We start from the raw sequence: 24,126 nt of genomic DNA on the forward strand, positions 1-24,126 counted from the left end.
AAATCACTAGTGTCCGACTAAAGTATGAATTTCTCAGAGAGGTTGAAAAGAACTTAATCAGAGGAGATTTTTGGGTGAAATTGGAATGTAAGCCCACTAGGTTGGAAATAGGGCCGTTTGGTTGGCTTTCAGGAGATTTTCCTGGAGCTCTTTATCCGGGTTATTAAGGAAGTTGGTTAGGTGGACATAGCTTGCTAGATGGAATCTTGCCATGGCGACCATATTTGAGAATGCCCAGTTTCTTTTGAGTTGTTTGCGGATCACTTCCATGAGCAGCAGTGAGATCAATGCACACCAAATCTGGATTTCGATGGCGTTTTGATTGTCTCCAAGAAAGTATTTGAGTGGAAAGTTTTGTTTGAGTCTTTTGAAGAGTAGCTCAATCTGCCATCTGTACTTATAAATAGCAGCAACAGTGGAAGCCTCGATCTCCAGATTATTAGTCATAAAGACAAGGGTCTTTTGGTTTTTTTCATCCCAATATGCGATTCTTCGAAGCTTGAGCGGGTGTTTTTCAGTTCCTATTTTATATTGGACAGTCACTGTTTCATCTTTGAGAATTTCCTGATCCTTGTGTTCAGGCAAGTCAAATTCTTCCAAACTTTCAAAGATGGCGTTGTTTTTCATCCGCGTGATGAAGTAGATGCCCCGCTCTGTCCACTGCGCATATTGATGGTAATCTGTATATCCTTTGTCCATTACCAGATAAGAGCCCACAGGGAGGTTTAGATGCTTTAGAAATGTATGATCGTGCTTACTTCCTTCAGTTAATCTGACCAGACAGGGCATCAGTTCAGCGGCGTGGATCATCACATGGGCTTTGATTCCGCCTTTGCTTCTACCATCTTTTCTTGGCCTTCCAGCTACTTTAAGAATATCTTTGAATAAGCTGATGACCGTGGAATCCACGATAAATAGCTTTTTAAGTACATCCATTTTCAGTCGGCTGTCCGGTAAAACAGATCGATATTTTTCAAAAAGTGCCAAGTAAACCTCCTTAAATACTTCACTGGGTCTGCGCATGTTACCATCCGAGATAGTGGAACGGCGGGGTGCTTTGGGCATCCCAATGTGAACAAGTCTATTCTGCCACGCCAAAAGTCCTGTTGAAAGCTCTCTAAGCGAGCTGGCTCCGCTAAAAGAGCAATAAAGCATCGTGACTAAGTGCTGCCAAGTATCGAAACATTTGTAGTAGCGATCCGACTGATGCTTGGACTTTACTTTGGAAACCAGCGAACGGTCAATCAAAGAAAGTATCTGAGAAAATATCGGCTGTCCGAAGAAATGTGTATTTTTCATCCGCTGTATTAAGAGGTTGTGGTAAACTGAAAATACAGAAAAGGGGAAGCTTCTCAAACGAAGCTTCCCCTAAATTTTAAACCGTTTCTCGGACAGTAGTGAATAAAAATTTGAAAAGTAAAATGTGAGAATACAATTTACCAAAAGTAATCTTATGCGGGCAAAGGGGGATTACTAGAACTTTATTAATGAATGAATTTCAGTTCAAAAAACACTAAATCACAGCACATTAAGCATGACTCGCTTACAGCACTCGCATGGCATTGAGGCATACTGTAACTAGTGAGAAGATATTCTAAAAATAAGCCTGAGCATATAACCCACTTTTTCTTTATGGATGTATACCTAAGCATTAGATCTATTATTTCCGAAAAGTTCTTCCTGAAATCTCAATCATACCATTCACAGCTGATACCATTTCGGTACTGTTAATCACATAAATCGCACTTTCAACCTGCGGAAACAAATCCCCGAAAAGAAAGCGATCCAAATAACTTATAGTAACATCCTGAAGTGCCTGCTTACTACTAATTAACCTTTCAACTGACCCATATTGTATTACCGAAAATTCGGAAGTCTCATTTTGACTTTCATCATCAAGTTTAATCTCATCTCTAACCCGGTTGTATTCCTGCTCCACGATCTCTATAAACTCCATTTCAGTAAGTGAGATTACGTAGTTATCAATCACTAATCCTTCATAGTTAAATCTACCATAATTAAGACCAGCGTTGAAACTTAGTAAAGTCACATCTACTTCCTTATCATTTATATAAAATTTCATCAATCCTTTTTTAGTGCTACCACCATCTTTTGGAAAGGTTAATTTAGCAAAATCAACCACTTGATACTTTTCAATGAACCCTATTTAACCATAATGAGGACTCAATCACTTTGTTCCCGGTCTGTGTCCTCAAAGACCAAATTCTATTTCAAAGAGTACGAATCGCAGGATATGACAAAGCTCGTAATTGTGCATCCTGCGCCAACTCCATAGTAAATAAGCTCATCTTAAGGTAGCAGATTAAACCCGCCATGAGTCAGGATCACCGTATTCTCATCCAAGGCTTCATTTGGCAAGAGCTCTATCATTTCGTCGCTTTCTAAGCCGGTTTTCACAGCTATTTTCTCCAACTTAAATCCAGTCTCAGTCTTCTCCCGCTGCACCAATACATAACTTTCTCCTTCTGACACAATCACCGAAGTCACAGGAACTACCCAAGCTTCTTTGGGATCAAGCATCAGCTTTGCTTCCACAAACATCCCAGGAAAAAGCAATTCCTCTTCTTCCTCATTTGGCAAATGCGCATGCACGTTAATCTGTCGCTCATTATTGATCGACTGACCCACTACAAACACCTCGGCAATCAAAGTCCTACCCGGTAGATCAGGAATGGACACCTGCACCTTTTGTCCCTGGTGAATATGAGAAGCATCCTTCTCGAAAATCACCAACTCTATATGCATATGCTCTTTGCTGATCAGAGTCATAGCCTTGCCAGCAACTGCCAGAAATGACCCTTGCACCAGATGAATCCCATCAACAAAACCTGATATCGGTGAAAGAACCGGCACTTTGGAGCGGATATTTTCAGGCTTCAATTGATCAGCATTAATATTGATCAGCGCCAACTGACGTTTCAAACTCTCAGCCTTGGCTTTGGTCCCCTGATAGTCTGCTTCAGCTTTCAGGTAATTCTTCTGAGACGATATCTTCTCTCCATACAAGGTCTTTTGACGCTCATACTCTGCCTGCAAGTAATTTAACTGACTGTTTGCCTCCAGAAATTCTTGCTGTAGGCGGATGAAATCAGAATTTTCCAAGTAGAAAAGCACCTCGCCTTTACGGACAGGTTGTCCTTCCAATTTATTCAAGCCACTTACATAGCCACCGAAGTAAGCCGAAATCTCCTGAATTCCTTCCACAGGAACCTTCACCATGCCTTGTACAGAAAGACCTTCAGAAAACTCCTCCAATTTCGGGCTACCCCAAGTCATTCTCATCGTCTCAAATTGCTTTTGGGAAACAGTGATAAAAGGGCCAGTAGATGTTCCGGCTTCCACTTCTACACCGTCAGATCCTGCATCGCTAGATCCATTGCATTGAAAGAATAAGAGACTGCTCGCCAAAAGTGTAGCGTTCAGTAGTGATTTTATAGGGAAATTTTTCATCTGTTTATAATTTGTTTTTCAAGGGCCAGATAGCCTGTCCCGATTTTTCTTCGGGAGAATCTCGCTTGGTGGAAAATCATCCCAATGGGAGTTTTTTGAGTTATGCTCGATTTCATCAGTTCAGAAGGTAGTTGATGTCCAAAATAGTTTGTTGATATGCAAATTTGCTTTGCAGGTAGTGTAGTGTAATCGTCCTAGAATTCTCCATCAGTTGCACATACTGGAGAAAATCGATTTCTCCTTCTTGGTAAGATCGCTGAGCTTGTTCGAGGATTTGCATGGAAAGTGTTTTGCCCTCGGATTCATAATGATTTATCACACGAATATTTTGATCCAATTGGCGATGAAGCTGCTGCGCCCGATTTTCCAGCTGATTTCTATACTGCTCAGCTTCAAGCTGGATTTTTTGCTGCTGAAATTCGCTGGTTTTCACATGGGATTTTTGCGCTCCAAAAAACAGAGGAAGGGAAATTCCCGCCTGAAACCCTGGATACACCTTGGCAGTGGCACCTGGGTTTGTACCACGAAACACATCTACATTGATATCTGGAAGGAGTTTTCTCTTCTCGGTCTGAATCTGATATTCAGATTGACTCACTGCACTTTCATAGTACTCCACGCCGGGGTGTGATGACCAATCTTCCATCAATGAAATATCCAAATCAATCTCCTCGTCAGCCAGCTCAAGCTCCCCTTCCCAGTTTAAGACCAGCTTCAGTTGATCCAATGCCATTAGGTAATTTTCATTCGCTTCAGATTTCTTCAATCCAATCTCCTGACGCTTGCCTTCAGCTGTCAGTTTCTCCAAATAATTGCTTTCACCAGTTTCAAACTTCCGAGTAGCGGCACGGGTAAATTCCGCATAAAGAGAATCGAGGTAATCATAGTTTTCTGTCAACTCCTGCCAGTACCTGACTTCAATAAATGTCTTACTAATTTCTCCCTCCAGCCTTCTCTTTTCCAGTTCAAACTGGCTAAGCTGCATCTCTGCTCCTGCTTCCAACGCATTTTTCTGCGCTCCATACAGTGATGGAAAAGCCATACTTTGACTTAGTCCCCACTTCCGGTTATAGATTCCATTTTCGGCTATGTCATTTTTATCTTCAGCATAATAGACATTGGTTTTGGCTAGATTCCAACCTTGGCCGATTTTGGCATTAGCCATCTCCAGCGACTTGTCAGCTGCTTGCAACGTAAGATTTCGCTCCAATCCAATCTCAACAGCCTGCTCCAGAGTAAGTGGAGTTTCCTGCGCCTTTGCAGCAAAAGAAACCATGGAAATAAACACCAAAGAAGTCAGGACTTTTTTGGAAGAGGAAGAAGACGATCCTGATTTACTTTTAAACAAAACATACAATACTGGCAGCACGATCAGAGTCAGGAAAGTAGCAGAAATCAATCCTCCCACGACTACCGTGGCAAGAGGACGCTGCACTTCAGCTCCTGCAGAATTCGAAATCGCCATAGGTAAGAAACCCAGAGCCGCCGCCGAAGCAGTCAGTAAAACTGGCCTCAAACGCTCTTTGGCACCTTTGATAACTAGATCCTTGATGTTGACATAATGTGATTCCATGGATTTGAAATGTTCGATCAATACGATACCGTTTAGCACAGCTATACCGAAAAGTGCTATGAATCCCACACCAGCTGAAATACTGAATGGCATGTCCCGAGCCCAAAGTAGTAGTATTCCTCCTATCGCAGAAAGTGGAATGGCAGAGTAAATCATCAGCGCATCTTGCGTAGAAGAAAAAGCAAAATAAAGTAGTACGAAAATCAAGAATAAAGCAATCGGAACGGCAATCATCAACCTGTTTCTAGCCTGTTGCAAATTTTCAAATTGACCTCCGTAATCCACTCTATACCCTTCAGGAAGATCTATCTCGTTAGCAACAATCGCTTGAATATCATCCACCACTGACTGCAAATCACGATTTCTAACATTCACTCCGATCACTACTCGACGGTTGGTATTGTCACGGGAAATCTTCGAAGGGCCTTTGGTGTAGCTGATGGTAGCCAATTCAGAAAGCGGCACCGAGCCGCCATTTGGAAGTTGGATCGAAGCCTGCTCCAGATTTTTAATATCCTTGCGGAAAGGCTCCGCAAATCTCACCACTAAGTCAAATTGCTTTTCGCCTTCGAAGACTTTGCCCGCTGTCATGCCTGCAAAACCCATCGTAACAACCTCATTCAGGTCAGAAATATTCAATCCGAACTTGGCGATTTTACCTCGGTTGTATTCAATCTTCATCTGTGGAAGACCATCCACTTTTTCCAAAATAATATCTGCTGCTCCTTCTACACCCTGAATTGCAGCTTCAATTTCCTGAGCAGTACTAAGCAACACATCCAGATCCTCTCCGAAAACCTTGATCGCCAAATCTGCCCGAACACCCGTGATCAGCTCATTAAAACGCATTTCTATAGGTTGAGTAAACTCATACTCCATCCCCGGAATCACTTCCAGCGCTTCTTTGAATTTATCAGCTAGCTCATCCTTGGTCTCCACCGTAGTCCATTCAGATCTCGGTTTCAAGGTCACGATCACATCACTTTCCTCCATGGACATGGGATCTGTTGGTATCTCAGCCGCACCTATTCTTGTTACTATCTGATTCACCTCTGGAAATTCCTTCAAGATTTTCTCAATCTCCGTGACCGTTTCCACCGTGTTACTTAGTGAAGTTCCTGTTTTCAAAAATGGCTGAATCACAAAATCCCCCTCATCTAGCGTAGGCACAAACTCGGAACCCATGGTAGAAAAAATCAAGATTGTACCTACCAATAGTCCAAATGCGGAAATCAGCACAACTTTGGTATGATCCAAAGCCCAGGTGATCGCCGGCTCATAAATTTTATTCAACCCGTTGATGATTCTTGTGGAAACATTCTTTGGGCCAGGCGGTGTAGTCTTAAGGAAAAGAGCTGAAACTACCGGCACATAGGTCAAACCTAGAATCATTGCACCGATCAAGGCAAAAGAGAATACTTCAGCCATTGGCCGAAACATCTTGCCCTCTACGCCCGTCAGCGATAAAATCGGGATAAAAACGATGATGATGATGATCTGCCCAAAAATCGCCGAGTGCATCATTTTGGAAGCACCGGTAAATGAAATCTCATCTTTCTTTTCTTGTCTCTGAGCTTTGGAAAGCCCTGCTAATTGATGATCAGATCGGGTGAATTGGAAAGCTATGAATTCCACTATAATCACTGCTCCATCGATGATAATACCGAAGTCAATCGCGCCCAAACTCATCAAGTTGGCATCGACTCCGAAGATGTACATCATAGCCAAAGCAAAAAGCAAACTCAGCGGAATCACAGATGCTACCACCAAACCAGATCGGAAATTACCCAATAGCAGAACCACCACAAAAACCACAATCAGGCAACCCAAAATCAGGTTTTCAGCAATAGTGAATGTGGTCTTATCGATCAATTCTGAGCGATCCAAAAAGCCGTTTATGATAATCCCTTCCGGTAGAGAAGACTTCATTTCTTCCAAGCGTTCTTTCACCCGATCTATGGTTCCTTTGGAATCCGCGCCTTTCAGCATCATCACCTGACCCAGAACTTTTTCTCCCTCCCCGTTTGCTGTGATTGCCCCAAATCTATTCGCATGTCCAAAGCCGACTTCAGCGATATCACGGATATATATAGGAGAACCATTCCTCACATCCACAACAATATTTCCTATATCCTCCAAGCTAGAAACCAAGCCTTCGCCTCGAATAAAAAAGCTTTCATTTGTCTTTTCTATATACCCTCCGCCAGCAATGGAGTTGTTCTTTTCCATCGCATGAAACACCTCTGCAATATCAATCTGCATTCCCTTCAATCGCTCGGGATTGATGGCAACTTCATATTGCTTCAGAAATCCACCCCAGGTATTTACTTCTACTACTCCTTCAATTCCCGAAAGCTGTCGGCGCACTACCCAATCCTGAATCGTACGCAGATCAGTGATAGAATACTCGCTCTCGTAGCCAGGTTCTACATCGATCACATATTGAAAAATCTCTCCCAGACCTGTAGAGATCGGACCCATTATCGGAGTACCAAACCCTTTAGGAATACTTTCTTCAGCCATTTTGATCCGCTCCGCAATAAGTTGCCGAGGAAGGTATGTGCCCAATTTATCCTCGAAAACTATGGTTACCACCGAAAGTCCAAACTTGGAAATAGACCTGATTTCGACGACACCGGGAAGATTTGCCATCTCCAGCTCCACGGGATAAGTCAGGTATTTCTCCACGTCCTCTGTCGCCAGATTCCTGGAAGTAGTGATCACCTGAACCTGGTTTGTCGTGATATCAGGCACCGCCCCTATGGGAAGGTTGCTAAGCGCAAAGACACCAAAACCTATCCAGGCGGCTATAAAAATGAAAATGATGAGCTTATGCCCAATACTCCATCGTATAATTCGATCTAACATGCGAAGGGTTAAAATTGAATTACAAAAATGGCCTAAAGGCTTCGCAACGCCCGAAAAACTCCCTTAAGATTACCTTAAATCTCTGGGCTAAAAATCAATCTAAATTCAGACCCTTTACCTTTTTCACTTACCACTTCTACCTGTATGTCAGATTCCAAAGCAAGTTTTCTCACTATAGCTAGTCCTAGCCCAGTACCCTGAACCGCACCTCCAGCATCATCCATCTCTCTGTAGAAAGGATCAAAAATCTTATCCATGGACTCCTTCGTCATCCCTTTACCATGATCTCTGATCACAATAAATGAAGCTCCCTCATGACTACCTACCTGCAGTTGGATCTTAGTAGCTGGCTCGGAGTATTTAATCGCATTTTGGGTAAGGTTATTCAAAATCATCTGCAATGACTTCTCATTGACCAACGTAAAAAGTGGAATTGCTAGATTGGTATCGAATTCTATCGCCCTTCCAGACTCTCTCTGGGATTGCTGCGCAAAATTCTGTGTAAACGAAACCAACTCCACTTCTTCCCTACTCATTTTACCCTTTCCAACTCTCGCTAGCGAAAGCAATTGATCGATCATCTCTGACATTCGATCTATACTCCCCAATGCCATTTTGATTTTTTCCATATATTCCTCCGAAGTCCGAGGCTTACGAATTAATACTTCAAGTGTACCCCGCATCACAGACAGAGGCGTTCTCAACTCGTGAGATGCATCAGATGTAAATTGCTTTTCTCTAATCAGTGACTGTTCCAATCTGGCTAGCAACTCATTGATCGAGCGAGTAAGCTGGGCAATTTCATCGTTTGGCTCAGCTACAGCAATTCGCTCATTAAGATTGCTTTGGGAAATAAGATTGGTCTTCTGAATGATCTTCTGTATAGGCTGAATGCTTTTTCCCGCCAAAAACCGCATGGCCAGAAACAAGGAAATCAGGATTCCAGGATAGAGAATGACTAAGATATTTCTGAGGTTGGTCAACAGTTCTCTGGCATCTTCAAATGACTTGGCCACAAGCATAAATCCCTCTTGCTTTCCAGCATGATTCAGTGGAATCTGCATCTGCCGCACTTCCCTGCTTCCGGTTTTAAGCGTCCACGCCTCATGATTTTTCCTTCTATCAGGATAAAAACTCAAGTGATTTTCGCCAAGATTCGGTGATCTATCCATGGAATTCCCCTGCATATCCACTATTTCTATAAAAATCGGGTTGAGCTGAATCTGGCTGTGCTCCTGCTCCAGCCACTCGTCTTTATGCACAAAGCGAATCTCCCCATTCACCAAAAAAATCTGGCCTACATGCTTGTCCGTCTCCAGCTTGAGCTCACGATCTATGCTTTGGATCACGGTGTAATCCACCACCAGATATATAATCGCAAACACAATGAGTACAATCAAAGCTGTGACTAAAGTAAGTCGACGTGCTATGCGTTCTTTGTAGGAAACTATCATAAATCCTTGGCGATATATCCTATTCCCCGTACGGTTTGTATGTAATCCTCATTGGTGTTAAAATGCAATTTCTTTCGAAGTGAATTCATAAAAACATCAATCACACCTGTATTGTAATCAAAATGAATGTCCCAAACTTCCTCAATGATCTGCGTGCGTCGGCAAACTTGATTTTTGTTTTTCATTAAATATTCCAGCAATGCAAACTCTTTTTGCGTCAACTGGATTGGCTCCTCTCCTTTGAATACCTGATGTCTATCTGTGTAAAGTGTAATCGGGCCTAATGTATATTTTTCCTCAGAGCCGCCTTTAGCTCGCAATTGAACTTTAATTCTTTCCAACAATTCTTCGAAGTGAAAAGGTTTTTTGATGTAGTCATTCGCCCCGGATTGCAGACCAATGATCGTTTCATCCACGGTGTCTTTTGCTGTGAGAAAAATGACAGGAGTATCTGAAAACTGCTTGCGGAATTCCCTGCAGACCTCCACTCCACTTCTCAAAGGCAGCATCCAATCCAGCAACAAAAGAGCATAATCTCCACTTAGCGCAAGTTGAAGCCCTTTTTCACCATTTTCGGCCACATCTACTGCATAGGATTCCTCTTCCAAGCCTTGTTTTAAAAAGCTGGAAATACCCGGTTCATCTTCTACAACTAGAATTCTCATGATTGAGTCTTTTTTAACCATAAAGGCCACGGAGTTTTCGCAGAGAGCACAACTTAGTATTAATTAGCCTTCCGTGGAACTGATCATTAATTGTAATCTCATCCCTCTTTGTCAAGCCAGATTTTTTTTAATTACTATGCAAAAGTTAGCAATTCAATCTAAGGTCGGTAATTCTGAGGCTTAATATTCTCTTAAAGTTTTGGAAGACTAGTCAAAAGTCCCGCTAGGGACAGGCTCTGGGTAGAAAGAAAAATGCAATAAAACTTTGCCGTGCCTTTAGGTACGGCACTTTAAAATATTTACAAATAGTGCGGTACCTAAAGGCACAGCTAAAGAACCTATTTAATTAAAGCTACCTATAGTCAGTCCCTAGAGAGACAAGTTTAACACCATGGTTTGGGTTTTCTCAAACCACGAAGCATTCTATCCCGAAAGGACGTAACCGTAATATCGAATTAAAGCAATACCAAATCCTGCTTCTGGAGAAGCAGGATAACTAGAGTTGCGCCCTCTTCGAAAACATAGTAGCCTCCGCAGTAAAAAACAAAAAAGACCTTCCGATATCAGAAGGTCTTGAATACTTTACGCCATTTCAGCTACACGCTTTTCGATTGGCTTTTTCTTAGTCGGTTTCTTTTTTCTCTTATTCCACCAGATCAAGGTTCCTGTGATCGGTAATGAAGTTGCGATCAAGCAGGCGACAAACCATAGAAACTTAGAGAATGGACCAAAAATATCTCCTACGTGAAGAGACTTGACAGATCTACCGACCTGCTGACGGAAAGGCAAATCGGAAAACAAATTAGCCTCCGTCACTGATAAATCTGCAGTCGATAAGGTCAATTGATCAGCACCAGCTCTCGCAAAAAAGCCTGTTCTATACTTACTCACGCTGATGGGGTCTGAAGATTTGGATGGAAGAGAAACTCTGATATTTCCAGCATAAGGAAGCTCAGCGTTCGTTTTGGCGAAAATATCCTCCAAAGAAAGAACAGCAAGGTTTACCTCTTCTATAGGAGCAGCAAGTTCTGGCTTGGCTTCAGCTGTTGGTTTAGCAGCTACTTCACCTTTCGGAGCAGGTGCTTGATATGTATCCCAAGTCTTTTGCCATCCCTCTCTATACCATTCGTAAGACCAGAAAGGCCCAGTAGCAGACATGATAAATAGGAAAATAAGCGAGTAAAACGCCAAACTATTATGCAGATCGTGATTCACACGCTTCCAATTTCCTGACCATTTGACCTTCAACCCTTGCTTCCAATTCTTAACTTTATTTGGAACCCAGATCACTATACCAGTGATCACTCCCAGCAGAAACAATAAGGTAGCAACTCCATTGATAAACCTTCCCAAATCACGATTGCCCATGCTCTCCAGGATAGGTGTTTCTATTCTATCTAGGAGCAGCCATCTATGAAGACTAAACATATAACCCATAAATTCTGATGTAGACGTTTTGTCAGAGCTATTTCCCAGAATCTCAGCAGAATAGGGGTTGACATAAAAAGTACTTCCTCTCCCCTCTTCTCCCTCCTTCTTTAAGGTAAACTGCACGCTTCGATCAGCCTCCTCGTTCCACATCAAGCCTACCACATTCGAATCAGAGCTTTTCTCCAAAGAACTTTTCAGCTCATCTGCCGACATACGCTCTCCGGTTTCCTCCACGAAGTAAAGTTCGGAATCCATTATCTCACGAATCTCCGTGTTATAGACATATATCGTTCCACTGAAACAAACTGCTATAACCACCAAACCAGAAATCAATCCCGCATACAAGTGTACTTGGTCAAAAATATTTCGAATGCTTTTCCAAGCAGTAGATTTCTTTGGCTGCATAAAGTGGTCAGGTTAAAGAGAATGAGAATAAATACTGGGGCAAAAATAAGGAAGTATTTTATTATTTAGATTTAATCTAAGAAAGAATTATAAAAAAAATTGTGAGTACTTCAATTGGACTATAGGACATTCAATCATCACACACCATGTTTCCTATTATTACTAAAAGCAATCAACAGTGCTTTAGTAACTGCATTTCAATGGTTTATTTTATAAACAGCGATCACGCAATCGATTTCTTACCCACATTTCAAAAAAACGCAACATATTTTCCAAAAATATATTTTATTTAAACCCACTATTTGATAGTTTAACACAAATTACTCTATTTGATAGAAATTTTACAACCAACTTTTACTGATCAAACAATTTTAGCACCCAATTATTAAGTAAAAGACCCCATGCCCGAAAAAGTGTTAAACGAACAAGAAATCATAGAAAGAATCAAAAATGGTGACGAGTCAGCATTTATTGAAGTTTACGACCTTTTCTGGAAGCGCCTGTTCAATTTCGGCTACAAAAAACTTGGTAAAAAGGAGATCGTGGAAGGAATCGTGCAGGAAGTTTTTATTGACTTTTGGACCAAACGAGCAAAACTAGATATTCACTCCTCTCTTTCCTCCTACTTATTCACCTCAGTTAATTACCGTATCATTAACCAGTACAAGTCCCAGACCATACGAGACAAATATTCAGATCAGGAAAAATCCAAAGGAGAGCAAAATAGCTCCTCCACGGATGAAAAGGTTCTCTTTAATGATTTGAAATCAAACATCAAAAAAGTAGTACAGGATTTTCCTCCACAGCGGAAAAAAGTCTATCAACTCCGATTCAAAAAAGGACTGAGCTACATTGAAATTGCTGAAAATCTTGAAATCTCTGTGAGCACAGTAGAAAAACACCTGATGCGAGCACTAAAAGATATACGGATCAGCCTGAGAGAACTCACTCTTACTACACTTACCTCCCTCGGTTCAGCCTCTCTTTTTGATTCAATTAGCACCATATCCTACCTCAATTAAGGTAGCTGTACCTCCCCAGCCTTCTTCTGTAGCACCAAGTCCCATCCATTTATGAATTTCATTTTTGTGATAATTCTATTTATAGGGTAAATTATTAGACTTTTTTAGTAAAAAATATACCCGTATTAAAAAAGTTGGTTTTTTTTCTATTCAGTATGGAGGATAATTCTGTTTGAGTTGACTTGTATAGTATAAATCAGTATTCATGACAGAAGAAAGTTCCAATTTATTTCAAGATGATCAGATGGCGTTCGAAGAAAATCTCGAAACCGACATGGTAGGTCTCATGACTATAGAAGATCAGAAAGCACTGAAGAAAAGAATACTTCGGAATATTAAGACTGGTATTCAAAAGCATGAACAAAAGAGAAATAACAGAAGAAGGATTTTCACCTATACAAAAATTGCCGCATCAGTACTTATAGTACTCGCTATAAATGGAGCGCTTTGGACTACACTTAAACTAGAAAAACACACGTATCAAACAGGTTCCAATGAAACGCTGAAAATCGAATTACCTGATGGCTCAACAGCCTTGCTAAATTCCAACTCATCGCTGACCTATACCTACAATATGGCTTTTGGATTTGACCGCAAAGTAGAACTGATCGGAGAAGCATACTTTGAAATAGCCAAAGACGCAGAATCTAAACGATTTGTAATCAATGAAGGAGATGTGATGGAAGTAGAGGTATTTGGAACTGAATTCAATTTCAAAAACCAAAATCCAATACACAAACTAACACTCATACAAGGAAGTGTAAAGCTAGGCTACCAAAGCGAACAAGGAAACACAAATCGTATGGTACTGCCTGGAGAAACCATAAAACTAGATGTAGAAAATCATCAGCTAGAAGCCAAAACAGTGGCTGATCCTATTAAACTTCTTGCTTGGCAAGACAGAAAAATTCGAATGCAAAATGAGAGTCTGGAAGAAGTGCTAAGCATAGTCGCAGAATTGTATGATTTGGAATTAGTAGATCAAACTCTGCCAACAAACTATCAACTTATCTCTGGAAGCTTGCCCCTAACAGACAATCCAAATGAGGTTATCGAAAACATCGAAGTTCTATTCGATACCGAGATACATCTAGAACAGAATTCAATACGAGTACAATAGATTACCGCTTGCCTTTCGGCCGGATAGCAAGCAAATATAAAGTAAGATTAGTTCGAGCAAAAGCTTTGGTGAAGACCAACTGCTTAAAAAATTACACTAGTGAGATCTAGGTAGTTAACCTACCCAGATCTACGAATGATTAGCAATTGGCCCAAAATAAACGCGAGTCATCATTCTAACCACTAACCTGTTAATCTATGCTCATCAAATTTACCCGTTATCTATTGGTAGTCGGGGTAACTGGAGTGCTAGCGCTCCCACTCTCCGCAGAAGGCCAAAATCTCACACAATTTGCCAAAGGCCCAACTCTTACCCAGAAGTTGGATACTAAAAATCTTGAATCTACACTTAAAGAACTAGAGGACATATATTCCATATCTATCGCATATCCTTCATCCTTGGTAGATGCACAAACAAAAATCCCCGCAGCTATTAACTCCAAACTGACTGCCGAGGAGAATCTTCAACGAATTCTTAAAGGAAGTCAAATACACTTTAGAAAAGGCGCAGGAGACTTTTACATGCTGGAACAGTCCTATGCAGCACCTAAAGCCCCTTCCTCCTCACCCAATTTATCTTATCAAATCCCCTCGTCTCAAAAAACAGAAAGAGTAATCTCTGGCGTGATCGTAGACGAGGAACAAATCCCTATTCCAGGCGCAAGTATCCTGATCAAAGGAACCATGAATGGAGTCGTAACTGATATAGATGGGAAATTCTCTTTAACACTACCCGACGATAGTCCAAACGCAATCTTGATGATCTCCTTCATAGGATTCACCACTCAAGAGATTAAAGTTGGAAGTACTTCAATATTCACTATAGAATTAGCTTCGTCTGATTTGGCTTTGAATGAGGTCGTGGTAACAGCCTTTGGTCTGGAGCGGGACAAAAAAGCGCTAGGATATTCCACACAAAGTGTAGATGGTAGCGCTCTTACAGAATCTCGTCCAACTAACGTGGCAAATAGCCTTTCAGGGCGAGTAGCTGGTGTTCAGGTAACTGGAAACTCTATGCCTGGAAGTGGCGCCCATATCGTAATCCGAGGCTCATCTTCAGTCGCTGGAAACAACGAGCCCTTAGTGGTAGTAGATGGCGTTCCTCTGGAGCAAACCTCTAGTAGACAGTATGGAAATGGCTTATCTGAGATAAGTCCTGACAACATCAAAGAAATGACCATTCTAAAAGGCGCCACAGCAGCAGCACTATATGGCTCACGTGCGGCAAATGGGGTCATTATGGTCACTACCAAAAATGGATCTGGATCCAAAGGCTTAGGCATTGAATTCAACAGCAACATGACCTTTGACAATCCACTTGTAAAGCCAGATTTCCAGAACACATATGGAGGCGGAACTGGCTACAGAACTTGGTACGTAGATGGAAGAAATGGATTTGATGCAGACGGGATTCGCGGAACTGCCGGCGTAGATGAAAGCTGGGGCGCTCCTATGGACGGTAGAATGGTGCCACTTTGGTATTCCGCACCAGAAAAAGTCGCTCTTCTTCCACAGCCCAACAACTACGATGATTTTTGGGAAACAGGTCAAAGTTTATCAAACACCATCGCACTATCCGGAGGAAATGATCAAGGTAATTTCCGAGTATCTATAGGAAGACTGGATCAGACGAGTATCATGGCGGACAATGATTATTTCCGTAATAACTTCAAGATAAACACCTCCTACAAATTCATCCCAAAGCTTCAAATGAGCGTGAATGCTGAGTATGTTAAATCAGGCTCAGACAATAGAGGTTTTACAGGAAGTCAGGATTTCATCTGGGCTCACAGACACACGGACTATACCAAGCTAAAAAACTGGGAAGACTATTATGATACCCAAAAACTCACCTTTAGAGAAGGGGATGATTATCCGTATGCCAACTGGCAGCATGAATACTTTTCCAATCCATTTTTCAACCAAAAGTATTTACCCAACTCAAATGAAAAAGACCGCTTAGTAGGAAGCATAGCACTGAACTACGACATCAGCGAGAATTTCAGCATCCTAGCCCGATCAGGCACGGATTACTGGAGCGATACGCGTATAAACATCAACAGTGCAGAAAGCTTCAAAAACAATGTCAAAAGGTTTGGCTCCTATTCAGAATCAGTTCTAAACAGTCAAGAAACAAACAGCGACGTTATTCTGACTTTTGACAAGGACTTGCTTCCAAGACTTTCTTTGAAAATACAAGCTGGGGCAAACAACAGGGTTAATAATTACAAAAGCACCTCAGTAAGCGTAGGACAGCTTACCATTGATGGACTTTACAACCTAGGCAACTACGCCAGCCCAGTTACTCCTTCCAGTACGATCAGAAAACAAGTGGTAAACAGTGTATTTGGATCCGCACAATTCGGCTTCAACAATTACTTATTTCTAGACGTGACTGGAAGAAATGATTGGTCCAGTACATTACCTACTTCAAACAATTCCTTCTTCTACCCTTCAGTAGCGATGTCTGCTGTGCTGACAGATATTTTCGACGTGCAGTCAGGCTTCCTTTCCTTTGCAAAAATCAGAGGAAGTATAGCTCAGGTCGGCAATGATGCAGATCCATATTTACTTAATCAAGTTTATTCCTCTGAAGGACTTTGGGCAGGAACTACTCCTACTTATTCAGAATCAAGTGAGATAGCAAATAGAACTCTTAAACCGGAAATCACTACAGGGAAAGAAGTTGGTTTGGACCTGAGGTTTTTTGAAGGAAGAGCAGGAATAGACTTCACCTACTATCACCAGTCAACTGTAAACCAGATCCTTGCGGTATCCATTTCTACAGCTTCAGGATATAGCAGTCAAATCCTAAATGCTGGTGAAATCACCAACCAAGGAATTGAACTTACCATTAATGCCACTCCTATTAACACCGCGTCAGGGTTTAGCTGGTACACTGCATTGAACTTTGCAAGAAACCGAAACAAAGTAGTAGAACTAGCGGAAGGTTTGGAAAACTATATTCTAGGCACTCAAAACTCACTTACATCTGAAGCAAGAGTAGGTCAGCCTTATGGTTCGCTTTACGGAAGAAGATATCTCCGAAGTCCAGAAGGAGAGCTTGTCTACAACAATGGCCTTCCTGTATTGGAAGAAGGCACTTACACACTTGGAAATATTCAGCCTGACTGGATAGGCGGATGGACCAACTCCTTAACATACAAAGGCCTTGAGTTGAACACACTGGTCGATGTAAAAATGGGTGGAGACATATTCGACGTGGGAACTGGCCTTGCCAGAAAAACAGGTCAATATGCTGAAACTGCCATAGGCAGAGAAGAGGGAGTAATAGGTCAAGGTGTAATGAATATAGGCACCTCAGAGGCGCCAGTGTATGTGCCAAACGATGTAATCGCTAGTGCAGGAACATTCTGGAATGCGCAGAACCCACGCACCTACCATGAATCAGGAATTTTTGATGGAACATTCGTGAAGCTTCGTGAAGTGTCTTTGGGCTATGTATTCCCAAAAAGGTTCTTAGGAAATAAGTTCATCCAAACTATGAAGCTCTCTTTCGTAGGACGTAACCTGGCCATTCTTTACAAAAACCATCCTCACATGGATCCAGAAGTGGACATGAAGGGTGGCAACGGACAAGGATTTGCCTACGGCCAAATGCCTACTACACGTAATCTGGGCTTCAACCTTAACGTGACATTCTGATCTAATCTTTTACCTATTAAGAACTTATCATGAATAGACTATACAAATACACTCTCGCAATACTTCTTCTGACTCTTGGTACGATGACTTCCTGTACCAAGGATTTTGAAGAAATCAATACCGATCCAAACAACCCGGTCGCCATCTCCCCTTCCTTGCTTTTGCCAAATGCAATACAAGTAACGGTGGATAGATATTGGGGACACAGCATCAGGTATGAAAGGCTTAATATCGATGCAGCCATGTGCTGGATCCAGCATCTTTCCAGAAATATCTATATCAATGCTGAAGGCGACAGTTATGAGATTCCTCTCACCATCTCTTCCGGCACTTGGAACAATATTTATAAAGAATCCCTGATCAATTTCGAGAAAGTAAAATCCCTATCTGGGCCAGGCAAAACATACGAAAATGCCAATTATGTAGGCATTGCAATGGTCATGCAGTCATTTGCCTATGCCTACCTCACAGATGTATTCGGACCTATTCCATATTCTGAAGCGCTAAAGGGTACAGCGGAAGAAGCCATCAACTCTCCGAAATACGATTCTATGGAGGAAGTGTACGCAGGCATTCTTGCTGACCTGATGGAAGCAAATGATCTTCTCTCTACTTCTGGACCTGCGGTAGTCGGGGACATCATGTTCAACGGCGATATCATGAAGTGGAAGCGATTTGCAAATTCACTTGCATTGAGAATTGCCAACAGACAAGCATCTAAAAAAGCTACAGAATCACGGGCTATAATGAGTCAAATATTGGCTAACCCAACCAAGTATCCTGTTATCGAGAGCAATTCTCAGACAGCTGAGCTAACTCACTTCGATGTAATCGGAAGCAGAAACAAAATGTTTGATGTATTCTCCACTCGATCAGATTGGAATATCAGCACCACATTGATCAATAAACTTCTTGCACTAGACGATGAAAGAATCACAGTCTATGCGCAGCCTTTGGCTGATGGAAGCTACGCTGGTTTGCCAAATGGCCTGACCGATGCAGCTGCTGGAACATACAATGCTTCGAGAATTGGACTTAAATATTTGGACCCAACCGCTCCAAGTGTCCTAATGACCTATGCAGAAGTGGAATTCATCAAAGCCGAAGCAGCATTAGACGGAGATATCACGGGTGATGCAAGTGAATTCCTGGAAAGTGCAATCAAAGCCTCTTTCAAGCAGCAGGGCCTCACTATGCCGGGTGATTACATGTCACGTATCGGCGAAGTCACTAAGGAAAGCATCATGACTCAAAAGTGGATAGCGCTTTTCGGACAAGGAGTAGAGGCCTGGAACGAATACCGCAGAACAGGATATCCTGTGATGCCCGCACCAAACCCAAGCGCAGTGTTTTCAAACGATGGAATACTTCCTACTAGGATAGAATATCCCACTTCCGAATACTCCCTCAACAAAGCAAATCTAGACGAAGGTGTAAGAAAGCTAGGAGGCTCTGACAACATGCGAACTCCACTTTGGTGGGTGGACTAATCAAAATCGATCTCTAATCATTCAACTGAAATTTATATGCAAAAGTCATTCAACATATACTTAATTCTGGCAGCGTTTGCCACTATTGCTTTCACCCAATCCTGCGTAGAAGCCGAGGATTTGGCTACGCCAAATGTAGCATCCCCTGTATTGGTTTTACTTGAAGGAAGTTCCTTCAGTGCCGCTTCCCCAGTCACGGTGGGCTCCAGATTTCTAGAACTCGACAAGACCAACATTCTAGACTACACTAAAGGGATAGACTCCATTCCTGTACCCAACCTTAGCATCGCAGTCTTAATCAATAACACCAATGAAGTAGCCCAACTGGTCACAGATACCGGCGGCGGCGCTGAATTGGTTATTTCTTGGGCTGATCTAGGCTTATCAGAAGCAACTAGTGGAAGCTCGGTTCGACTTGAATTCTCAGGAACCTACAAAAATGTCGCCTTCAGAAAATACCACACTGTTAGGGTCAAATAACAACGTTCATTCTTTATAAAATCAATCCTCTAAAACTTTCTACAACCTTATTAAATTACTATGAACCACTCTATTAACAGAAGAAATTGGATCAAATCCAGCCTTATGGCTGTGGGAACTATGGCGATTGCCCCTGCTTTTGCCATGCCAAAAAACAAAGCTCTTGCAGTATATCAGCCTGACTCAATTCTACATGAGCATATTCCAACTTTTCAATACAATGAAGCGAGAATAGTAGCAAAATTAAATGCAAATGAGAATCCTTATGGTCCTTCTCCAAAGGTAATCAAGGCCATTTCTGACTCTATTTCTCTAGGCAACAGATATGGACATGGGGAAGCAAAAATACTTCTTGACATGATCGCCGAGAAAGAAGGAGTATCAGCAGACCACATCATGCTATCTCCTGGTTCTTCAGATATTCTAGAAAAAGTAGCTTTTGTACAGTTTATGAATGGCGGAAATGTAGTCTCTGCAGATCCATCCTACATGTCATTGATGAATACTGCTCAAAAGCTTGGTGCCACTTGGAAGCCTACCCTATTGACTGGAGATTTTCAGCATGACCTGGATGCTATGGAAAAAGCTGTCGACGCTGAAACGAATCTTGTTTACATCTGTAATCCAAACAACCCTACAGGATCGATCACTGATGCTACCAAACTAAAAGCTTTCTGTTCAAAAGTATCAGCGAAAACACCGGTATTCGTGGATGAAGCCTACTTGGAATTCCTTCAGAAACCAGAGGAAAGCTCTATGGTAGGATTAGTAGCCGAAGGTAAAGATGTAATCGTAGCTAGAACTTTCTCCAAAATCCACGGAATGGCAGGATTAAGAATTGGCTACATGGTAGCACTACCTGAGCGTATCGAGAGCATCACTTCTATGGTACGAAGCACAATGGGACTTTGCGTCACCTCACTAAATGGCGCTATCGCAAGCATGAAGGAAGAAAGCTTCCTCAGCAGCTGTAGAAGCATGAATGCAGAATGTAGAGAGTACACCAAAGGTGAAGTAGCTTCTCTAGGCTACGATATCATTCCTACCGAAACCAGCTTTATGATTTTCCCACTTCGAATGGAAGGGCAGCCATTTATGAAAGGCATGTACGACAGCGGAGTTGGTATCCGGGTATTCAACATTGACAACAAACCTTGGTGTAGAGTAAGTATGGGTACCATGGAAGAAATGGAAATTTTCGTCGATGCATTCAAAAAAGTGACCGCATAGTAAACAAGGATTCGTATGAGTATTGCACTTCAGAAGACCCTATCGCTGCTCCTTTTGATAGTTATCGGGATATTTCTCCAGAAAAAACTTCAAAATGAGGATCAGAAAAAGGGGTTAAAATCCATAATTCTAAACATCGCCTTGCCGGCAATGATCTTTGTTGCCTTGTTGAAAATCGAAATCAATCCGGATCTATTGATTCTTCCGGTTTTGGCTTTGGTATTTAATATTGTGATGATCTTCCTTACCAAGTACTCGCTGCCATATTTTGGTGTCAAAGCGGATACACCGGCCATGCGAACACTGATGTTGCTTCTCCCATCTTTGGCTCCGGGATTGACCTGTTTCCCTTTTATAGTAGAGTACCTGGGAGATGACGCGCTAGCTTGGGCAGCACTGTCAGACATTGGAAATAAGCTATTCGTGTTAGTATTAGCCTATTTACTAGCCATGTCTTGGTACTACAAAAACCAAAACCTCAAATCTAAATCGAATGGCCAAAAGGTAAAAGAACTGCTGATAGCCATGGTAAGTGAACCGATCAATTTGGTAATTCTAGTTGCGATAGTTCTGCTAAGCTTTGGATTCAATATGGACAGCATGCCAGGGTTTCTTAGCGAATCTATCCTGATGATGAAGGATATGATGACTCCGTTAGTCTTGATTTTCATAGGCATAGCCGTGATCTTCAAATGGGACCAACTGCGTATGATAACCTCTATACTCACTTTCAGAGCTGGATTTACATTCCTGCTTAGCGGTCTATTCATCTGGTTAGTGCCAATGCCTTCTGAGGCAGCGATACTACTAGCAGTGGTATTTCCACAGAGTGCAGTGAGCTTTTGGCCATTTGCGCACATGTCTGCGATACGGAAGTTTGAATATGAAAATGAGGCTCAAAAAGACAATCCAACCTTTGATCTGGAATTAGGAATCAACGTATTAGCGGTATCGATGCCTTTCAGCACCTTACTGATACTTGGCGTATTTACATCTGGTAGCTATTTCACTTCCCCTCTTCATGTCATCACTATTGGTGGGGTATTGATAGGAGCAGCAATATTACCAAAAGCCATTCAATGGGTTAAGAACGCAGATTTTGGTTTTGAAAACCTACGAGAGAAAGAATTAAAAGACAGTTCAGTTGAGTAACACTAGGTAGGTTAATAGAATAACCGATAGGTTTGATCAAATGAAAATGCCTGAGCTATGCTCGGGCTTTTTTGTGCAAAAAATCAGTTTCAATTATGAATCTTAGTGAAATAATCAGGTTGGAAGGTCCTCAATTTCCTGCTAAATTGAACTCCCAAACACGCTACATAATGCAAAAACTCACCCTGACATTTGCCTCTTTACTACTTCTAGTTTCTATTGTTTCTTGCCAATCCAATGTAGAAAAATCTCTTCCTGAGCTTTCTCCTGAATTCACAGCCGTTTTAGATGCGCACGGAGAATGGCAAAAATGGTTCAATGCCAAGGCTGAGAGCTATTCGATGATCCATGAGGGTATTATGATAGAGGAAAATGCTTTTATCAATCTGGAAAGTAGACAAATCCGCCTTTCTACCACGGATTTTGAGATTGGCTTTGATGGGTATCAGACTTGGATCAGTCCAAACAGAGAGGCTTATAGCGGGGAATCCCTGAAGTTCTATCACAACCTGTATTTCTACTTTTTCAACATTCCCTATGTATTCACTGATCAAGGAGTGACAGTAGAAAAAGTAGAGGACAAATTATTGAATGGAAAAAAATACCCGACGTTCCAGGCAAAATTTGATGCTAACACAGCATCAACAAATCCTAAGAACCAATACTTCATGCTGGTGAACCCTGAAACCAATAGAGTTGAATACGTTCTTTACTCGGTTCCTTCCAATGACAGTGAAAACCCTCCTCTTAGCGCGTTGAAATACGATGATTACAGAGAATCAAATGGTGCGTTTTTCCCTAGAATCCTCACGGGATACACTATTGAAAACGACTCTACCAAGATTTTAAAATACCAAGTCACCATAGCAGATGCCTTGCTTTTGGATGAAGAGTTTGACTCAGAAATATTCGAAAAACCAAAAGAAGGGGTTTACGCAGATTAATATCCTGAAGATTTCAGCTTATCAATTCTGATTTTGACTTTGAGTTTGATAGGTCTGATTATCTCTGATAGTAAAGAAGTTAGAGTCGACTAAATTAGATATCTCATTAATTTTCAACTGAAGATTATCCAAATACTCGTGCAAGCCAAAGCCAATAATCTCTCCTACTTCGGCAAATTCTAATTTTGAACGCAATTCTCCCATAGCCTTTTCAGGTGAATTCATATATCCACCACCCAAATTTCCTGAAATGTTATGGAGGCACTTCTCAGCTTCTTTGATGCAAAAATAGATGGATCTAGGAAAGTACTTATTCAGTGTTAAAAACTCCACCACGTTGGCAGACTCAATATTCCCATACAATCTGCGATAGGTATTGAATGCAGTAACTGACTTCAATAAAGCCATCCAGTGAAGGAAATCAAGAGGAGTACCGATCTCCTGGTCTGAAGGCAGAAGTATATGATATTTCACATCTAACATCCTGGAAGTCTTATCAGCTCTCTCTAGGAATTGACCAAGCTGTCTGAAATACCACCCTTCAGTTCGGGCCACACTACTATCCGCGATACCATAAATCAATAAAATCTGATTTTTTACTTTCTCAAAAAACGGCCTTGGATCTTCTTTTTTCCAAACCTTTTTTTCCAAGCCTTCCTGCATCATATAGTAGAGTTCATTGACTTTCTCCCACGTTTCCTTACTTAGGTTTTCGCGGATGATCCGTGCATTTTCTCTAGCATTTTTGATGGTGGAGACCATGGAGTTTGGGTTTTCTGCATCAAACCCCAAAAAGAATAAAACCTGATTTTTCTCGTAACCAGTACAACTTTTCTCATAAAGAGCCAAATCTCCTGTAGCTGCGATCAAAGGACGCCACTGCTCTTTGAGATCTAGCGGAAGATCTTGCATCAGGTTGAAATTCACGTCTATAAATCGCGCATAATTCTCCGCGCGCTCTAGGTATCTCCCTAGCCAATAAATACTATTTGCTACTCTACTTAGCATATTGTTTCAGTTTATTATTTGTATACCCGCTTTTTTGCCAGTTATCAGACTAAAGCATTATATGTTTTGCTCCACAGTAAACTTCTGGTCACTTCGGTCACCGGTCTTCTGACCAAGTGAGCAAAGAAAAATTGGCTGCTGGCATGAT

The 24,126-nt window shown here is 41.6% G+C and carries 16 protein-coding genes; 8 read left to right on the forward strand and 8 right to left on the reverse strand.

All coding sequences use genetic code 11. The annotated features are described in order from the left end of the window. Positions 1-96: 96 nt before the first annotated feature. The 7 genes from BM291_RS18050 to BM291_RS18080 all read right to left on the reverse strand — a co-directional run bounded on the left by BM291_RS18050 (position 97) and on the right by BM291_RS18080 (position 11,867). On the reverse strand, positions 97-1,299 hold the full coding sequence (locus BM291_RS18050; protein ID WP_092899084.1) for an IS4 family transposase: 1,203 nt from the start codon (positions 1,297-1,299) through the stop codon (positions 97-99). Positions 1,300-1,660: 361 nt separating this feature from the next. Further along, positions 1,661-2,083 carry a hypothetical protein gene (locus BM291_RS18055; protein ID WP_139229134.1) on the reverse strand — a complete coding sequence of 141 codons (423 nt, stop codon included), beginning with the start codon at positions 2,081-2,083 and terminating at the stop codon, positions 1,661-1,663. Positions 2,084-2,310: 227 nt separating this feature from the next. After that, the gene (locus tag BM291_RS18060) at positions 2,311-3,471 is read right to left on the reverse strand and encodes an efflux RND transporter periplasmic adaptor subunit (RefSeq protein ID WP_092900050.1); all 1,161 of its coding nucleotides are present in this window, start codon (positions 3,469-3,471) and stop codon (positions 2,311-2,313) included. A gap of 115 nt (positions 3,472-3,586) precedes the next feature. Beyond that, a complete protein-coding gene (locus BM291_RS18065; RefSeq protein WP_092900052.1) occupies positions 3,587-7,912 on the reverse strand; it encodes a CusA/CzcA family heavy metal efflux RND transporter in 4,326 nt (1,441 codons plus the stop codon). 74 nt (positions 7,913-7,986) lie between these two features. Next, the gene (locus BM291_RS18070; RefSeq protein ID WP_092900054.1) at positions 7,987-9,366 is read right to left on the reverse strand and encodes a sensor histidine kinase; all 1,380 of its coding nucleotides are present in this window, start codon (positions 9,364-9,366) and stop codon (positions 7,987-7,989) included. Then, entirely contained in the window at positions 9,363-10,031 is a 669-nt protein-coding gene (locus BM291_RS18075) for a response regulator transcription factor (RefSeq protein WP_092900056.1), read from the reverse strand. Before BM291_RS18075 ends, BM291_RS18070 begins: the two co-directional genes overlap by 4 nt. A gap of 582 nt (positions 10,032-10,613) precedes the next feature. Beyond that, positions 10,614-11,867: a PepSY-associated TM helix domain-containing protein gene (locus BM291_RS18080; RefSeq protein ID WP_092900058.1), complete on the reverse strand. Its 1,254-nt coding sequence runs from the start codon at positions 11,865-11,867 to the stop codon at positions 10,614-10,616. A 401-nt stretch (positions 11,868-12,268) separates the two neighbouring features. On the opposite strand from BM291_RS18080, the gene BM291_RS18085 reads away from it, so the two are divergent. From BM291_RS18085 to BM291_RS18120, 8 genes are all read left to right on the forward strand, one after another. Continuing rightward, on the forward strand, positions 12,269-12,889 hold the full coding sequence (locus BM291_RS18085) for an RNA polymerase sigma factor (protein ID WP_092900060.1): 621 nt from the start codon (positions 12,269-12,271) through the stop codon (positions 12,887-12,889). 205 nt (positions 12,890-13,094) lie between these two features. Then, the gene (locus BM291_RS18090) at positions 13,095-14,009 is read left to right on the forward strand and encodes a FecR family protein (protein WP_092900062.1); all 915 of its coding nucleotides are present in this window, start codon (positions 13,095-13,097) and stop codon (positions 14,007-14,009) included. Positions 14,010-14,206: 197 nt separating this feature from the next. Then, positions 14,207-17,674, forward strand: coding sequence for a SusC/RagA family TonB-linked outer membrane protein (locus BM291_RS18095; RefSeq protein WP_092900064.1), 3,468 nt, complete (start codon positions 14,207-14,209; stop codon positions 17,672-17,674). A gap of 29 nt (positions 17,675-17,703) precedes the next feature. After that, a complete protein-coding gene (locus BM291_RS18100; RefSeq protein WP_092900066.1) occupies positions 17,704-19,164 on the forward strand; it encodes a SusD/RagB family nutrient-binding outer membrane lipoprotein in 1,461 nt (486 codons plus the stop codon). Positions 19,165-19,200: 36 nt separating this feature from the next. Then, positions 19,201-19,644, forward strand: coding sequence for a hypothetical protein (locus BM291_RS18105; protein WP_245786910.1), 444 nt, complete (start codon positions 19,201-19,203; stop codon positions 19,642-19,644). A gap of 60 nt (positions 19,645-19,704) precedes the next feature. Then, a complete protein-coding gene (locus BM291_RS18110) occupies positions 19,705-20,874 on the forward strand; it encodes a pyridoxal phosphate-dependent aminotransferase (protein WP_092900068.1) in 1,170 nt (389 codons plus the stop codon). Positions 20,875-20,889: 15 nt separating this feature from the next. Then, entirely contained in the window at positions 20,890-22,026 is a 1,137-nt protein-coding gene (locus BM291_RS18115) for an AEC family transporter (RefSeq protein WP_092900070.1), read from the forward strand. 170 nt (positions 22,027-22,196) lie between these two features. Beyond that, positions 22,197-22,970 (forward strand): DUF6503 family protein, encoded by a 774-nt coding sequence (locus BM291_RS18120; RefSeq protein ID WP_139229135.1) that lies wholly within the window; start codon positions 22,197-22,199, stop codon positions 22,968-22,970. 21 nt (positions 22,971-22,991) lie between these two features. Here BM291_RS18120 and BM291_RS18125 read toward each other — a convergent pair whose 3' ends face one another. After that, the gene (locus tag BM291_RS18125) at positions 22,992-23,978 is read right to left on the reverse strand and encodes an alpha-E domain-containing protein (RefSeq protein ID WP_092900074.1); all 987 of its coding nucleotides are present in this window, start codon (positions 23,976-23,978) and stop codon (positions 22,992-22,994) included. Positions 23,979-24,126 lie beyond the last annotated feature (148 nt).

The organism is Algoriphagus aquimarinus, from assembly GCF_900112005.1.
Classification (GTDB): domain Bacteria; phylum Bacteroidota; class Bacteroidia; order Cytophagales; family Cyclobacteriaceae; genus Algoriphagus; species Algoriphagus aquimarinus.

Bases quoted from the DNA above. Each gene is read 5' to 3' on its own strand.
- BM291_RS18050 (WP_092899084.1), bottom strand. From the start codon at position 1,299: ATGAAAAATACACATTTCTTCGGACAGCCGATATTTTCTCAGATACTT.
- BM291_RS18055 (WP_139229134.1), bottom strand. From the start codon at position 2,083: ATGAAATTTTATATAAATGATAAGGAAGTAGATGTGACTTTACTAAGT.
- BM291_RS18060 (WP_092900050.1), bottom strand. From the start codon at position 3,471: ATGAAAAATTTCCCTATAAAATCACTACTGAACGCTACACTTTTGGCG.
- BM291_RS18065 (WP_092900052.1), bottom strand. From the start codon at position 7,912: ATGTTAGATCGAATTATACGATGGAGTATTGGGCATAAGCTCATCATT.
- BM291_RS18070 (WP_092900054.1), bottom strand. From the start codon at position 9,366: ATGATAGTTTCCTACAAAGAACGCATAGCACGTCGACTTACTTTAGTC.
- BM291_RS18075 (WP_092900056.1), bottom strand. From the start codon at position 10,031: ATGAGAATTCTAGTTGTAGAAGATGAACCGGGTATTTCCAGCTTTTTA.
- BM291_RS18080 (WP_092900058.1), bottom strand. From the start codon at position 11,867: ATGCAGCCAAAGAAATCTACTGCTTGGAAAAGCATTCGAAATATTTTT.
- BM291_RS18085 (WP_092900060.1), top strand. From the start codon at position 12,269: ATGCCCGAAAAAGTGTTAAACGAACAAGAAATCATAGAAAGAATCAAA.
- BM291_RS18090 (WP_092900062.1), top strand. From the start codon at position 13,095: ATGACAGAAGAAAGTTCCAATTTATTTCAAGATGATCAGATGGCGTTC.
- BM291_RS18095 (WP_092900064.1), top strand. From the start codon at position 14,207: ATGCTCATCAAATTTACCCGTTATCTATTGGTAGTCGGGGTAACTGGA.
- BM291_RS18100 (WP_092900066.1), top strand. From the start codon at position 17,704: ATGAATAGACTATACAAATACACTCTCGCAATACTTCTTCTGACTCTT.
- BM291_RS18105 (WP_245786910.1), top strand. From the start codon at position 19,201: ATGCAAAAGTCATTCAACATATACTTAATTCTGGCAGCGTTTGCCACT.
- BM291_RS18110 (WP_092900068.1), top strand. From the start codon at position 19,705: ATGAACCACTCTATTAACAGAAGAAATTGGATCAAATCCAGCCTTATG.
- BM291_RS18115 (WP_092900070.1), top strand. From the start codon at position 20,890: ATGAGTATTGCACTTCAGAAGACCCTATCGCTGCTCCTTTTGATAGTT.
- BM291_RS18120 (WP_139229135.1), top strand. From the start codon at position 22,197: ATGCAAAAACTCACCCTGACATTTGCCTCTTTACTACTTCTAGTTTCT.
- BM291_RS18125 (WP_092900074.1), bottom strand. From the start codon at position 23,978: ATGCTAAGTAGAGTAGCAAATAGTATTTATTGGCTAGGGAGATACCTA.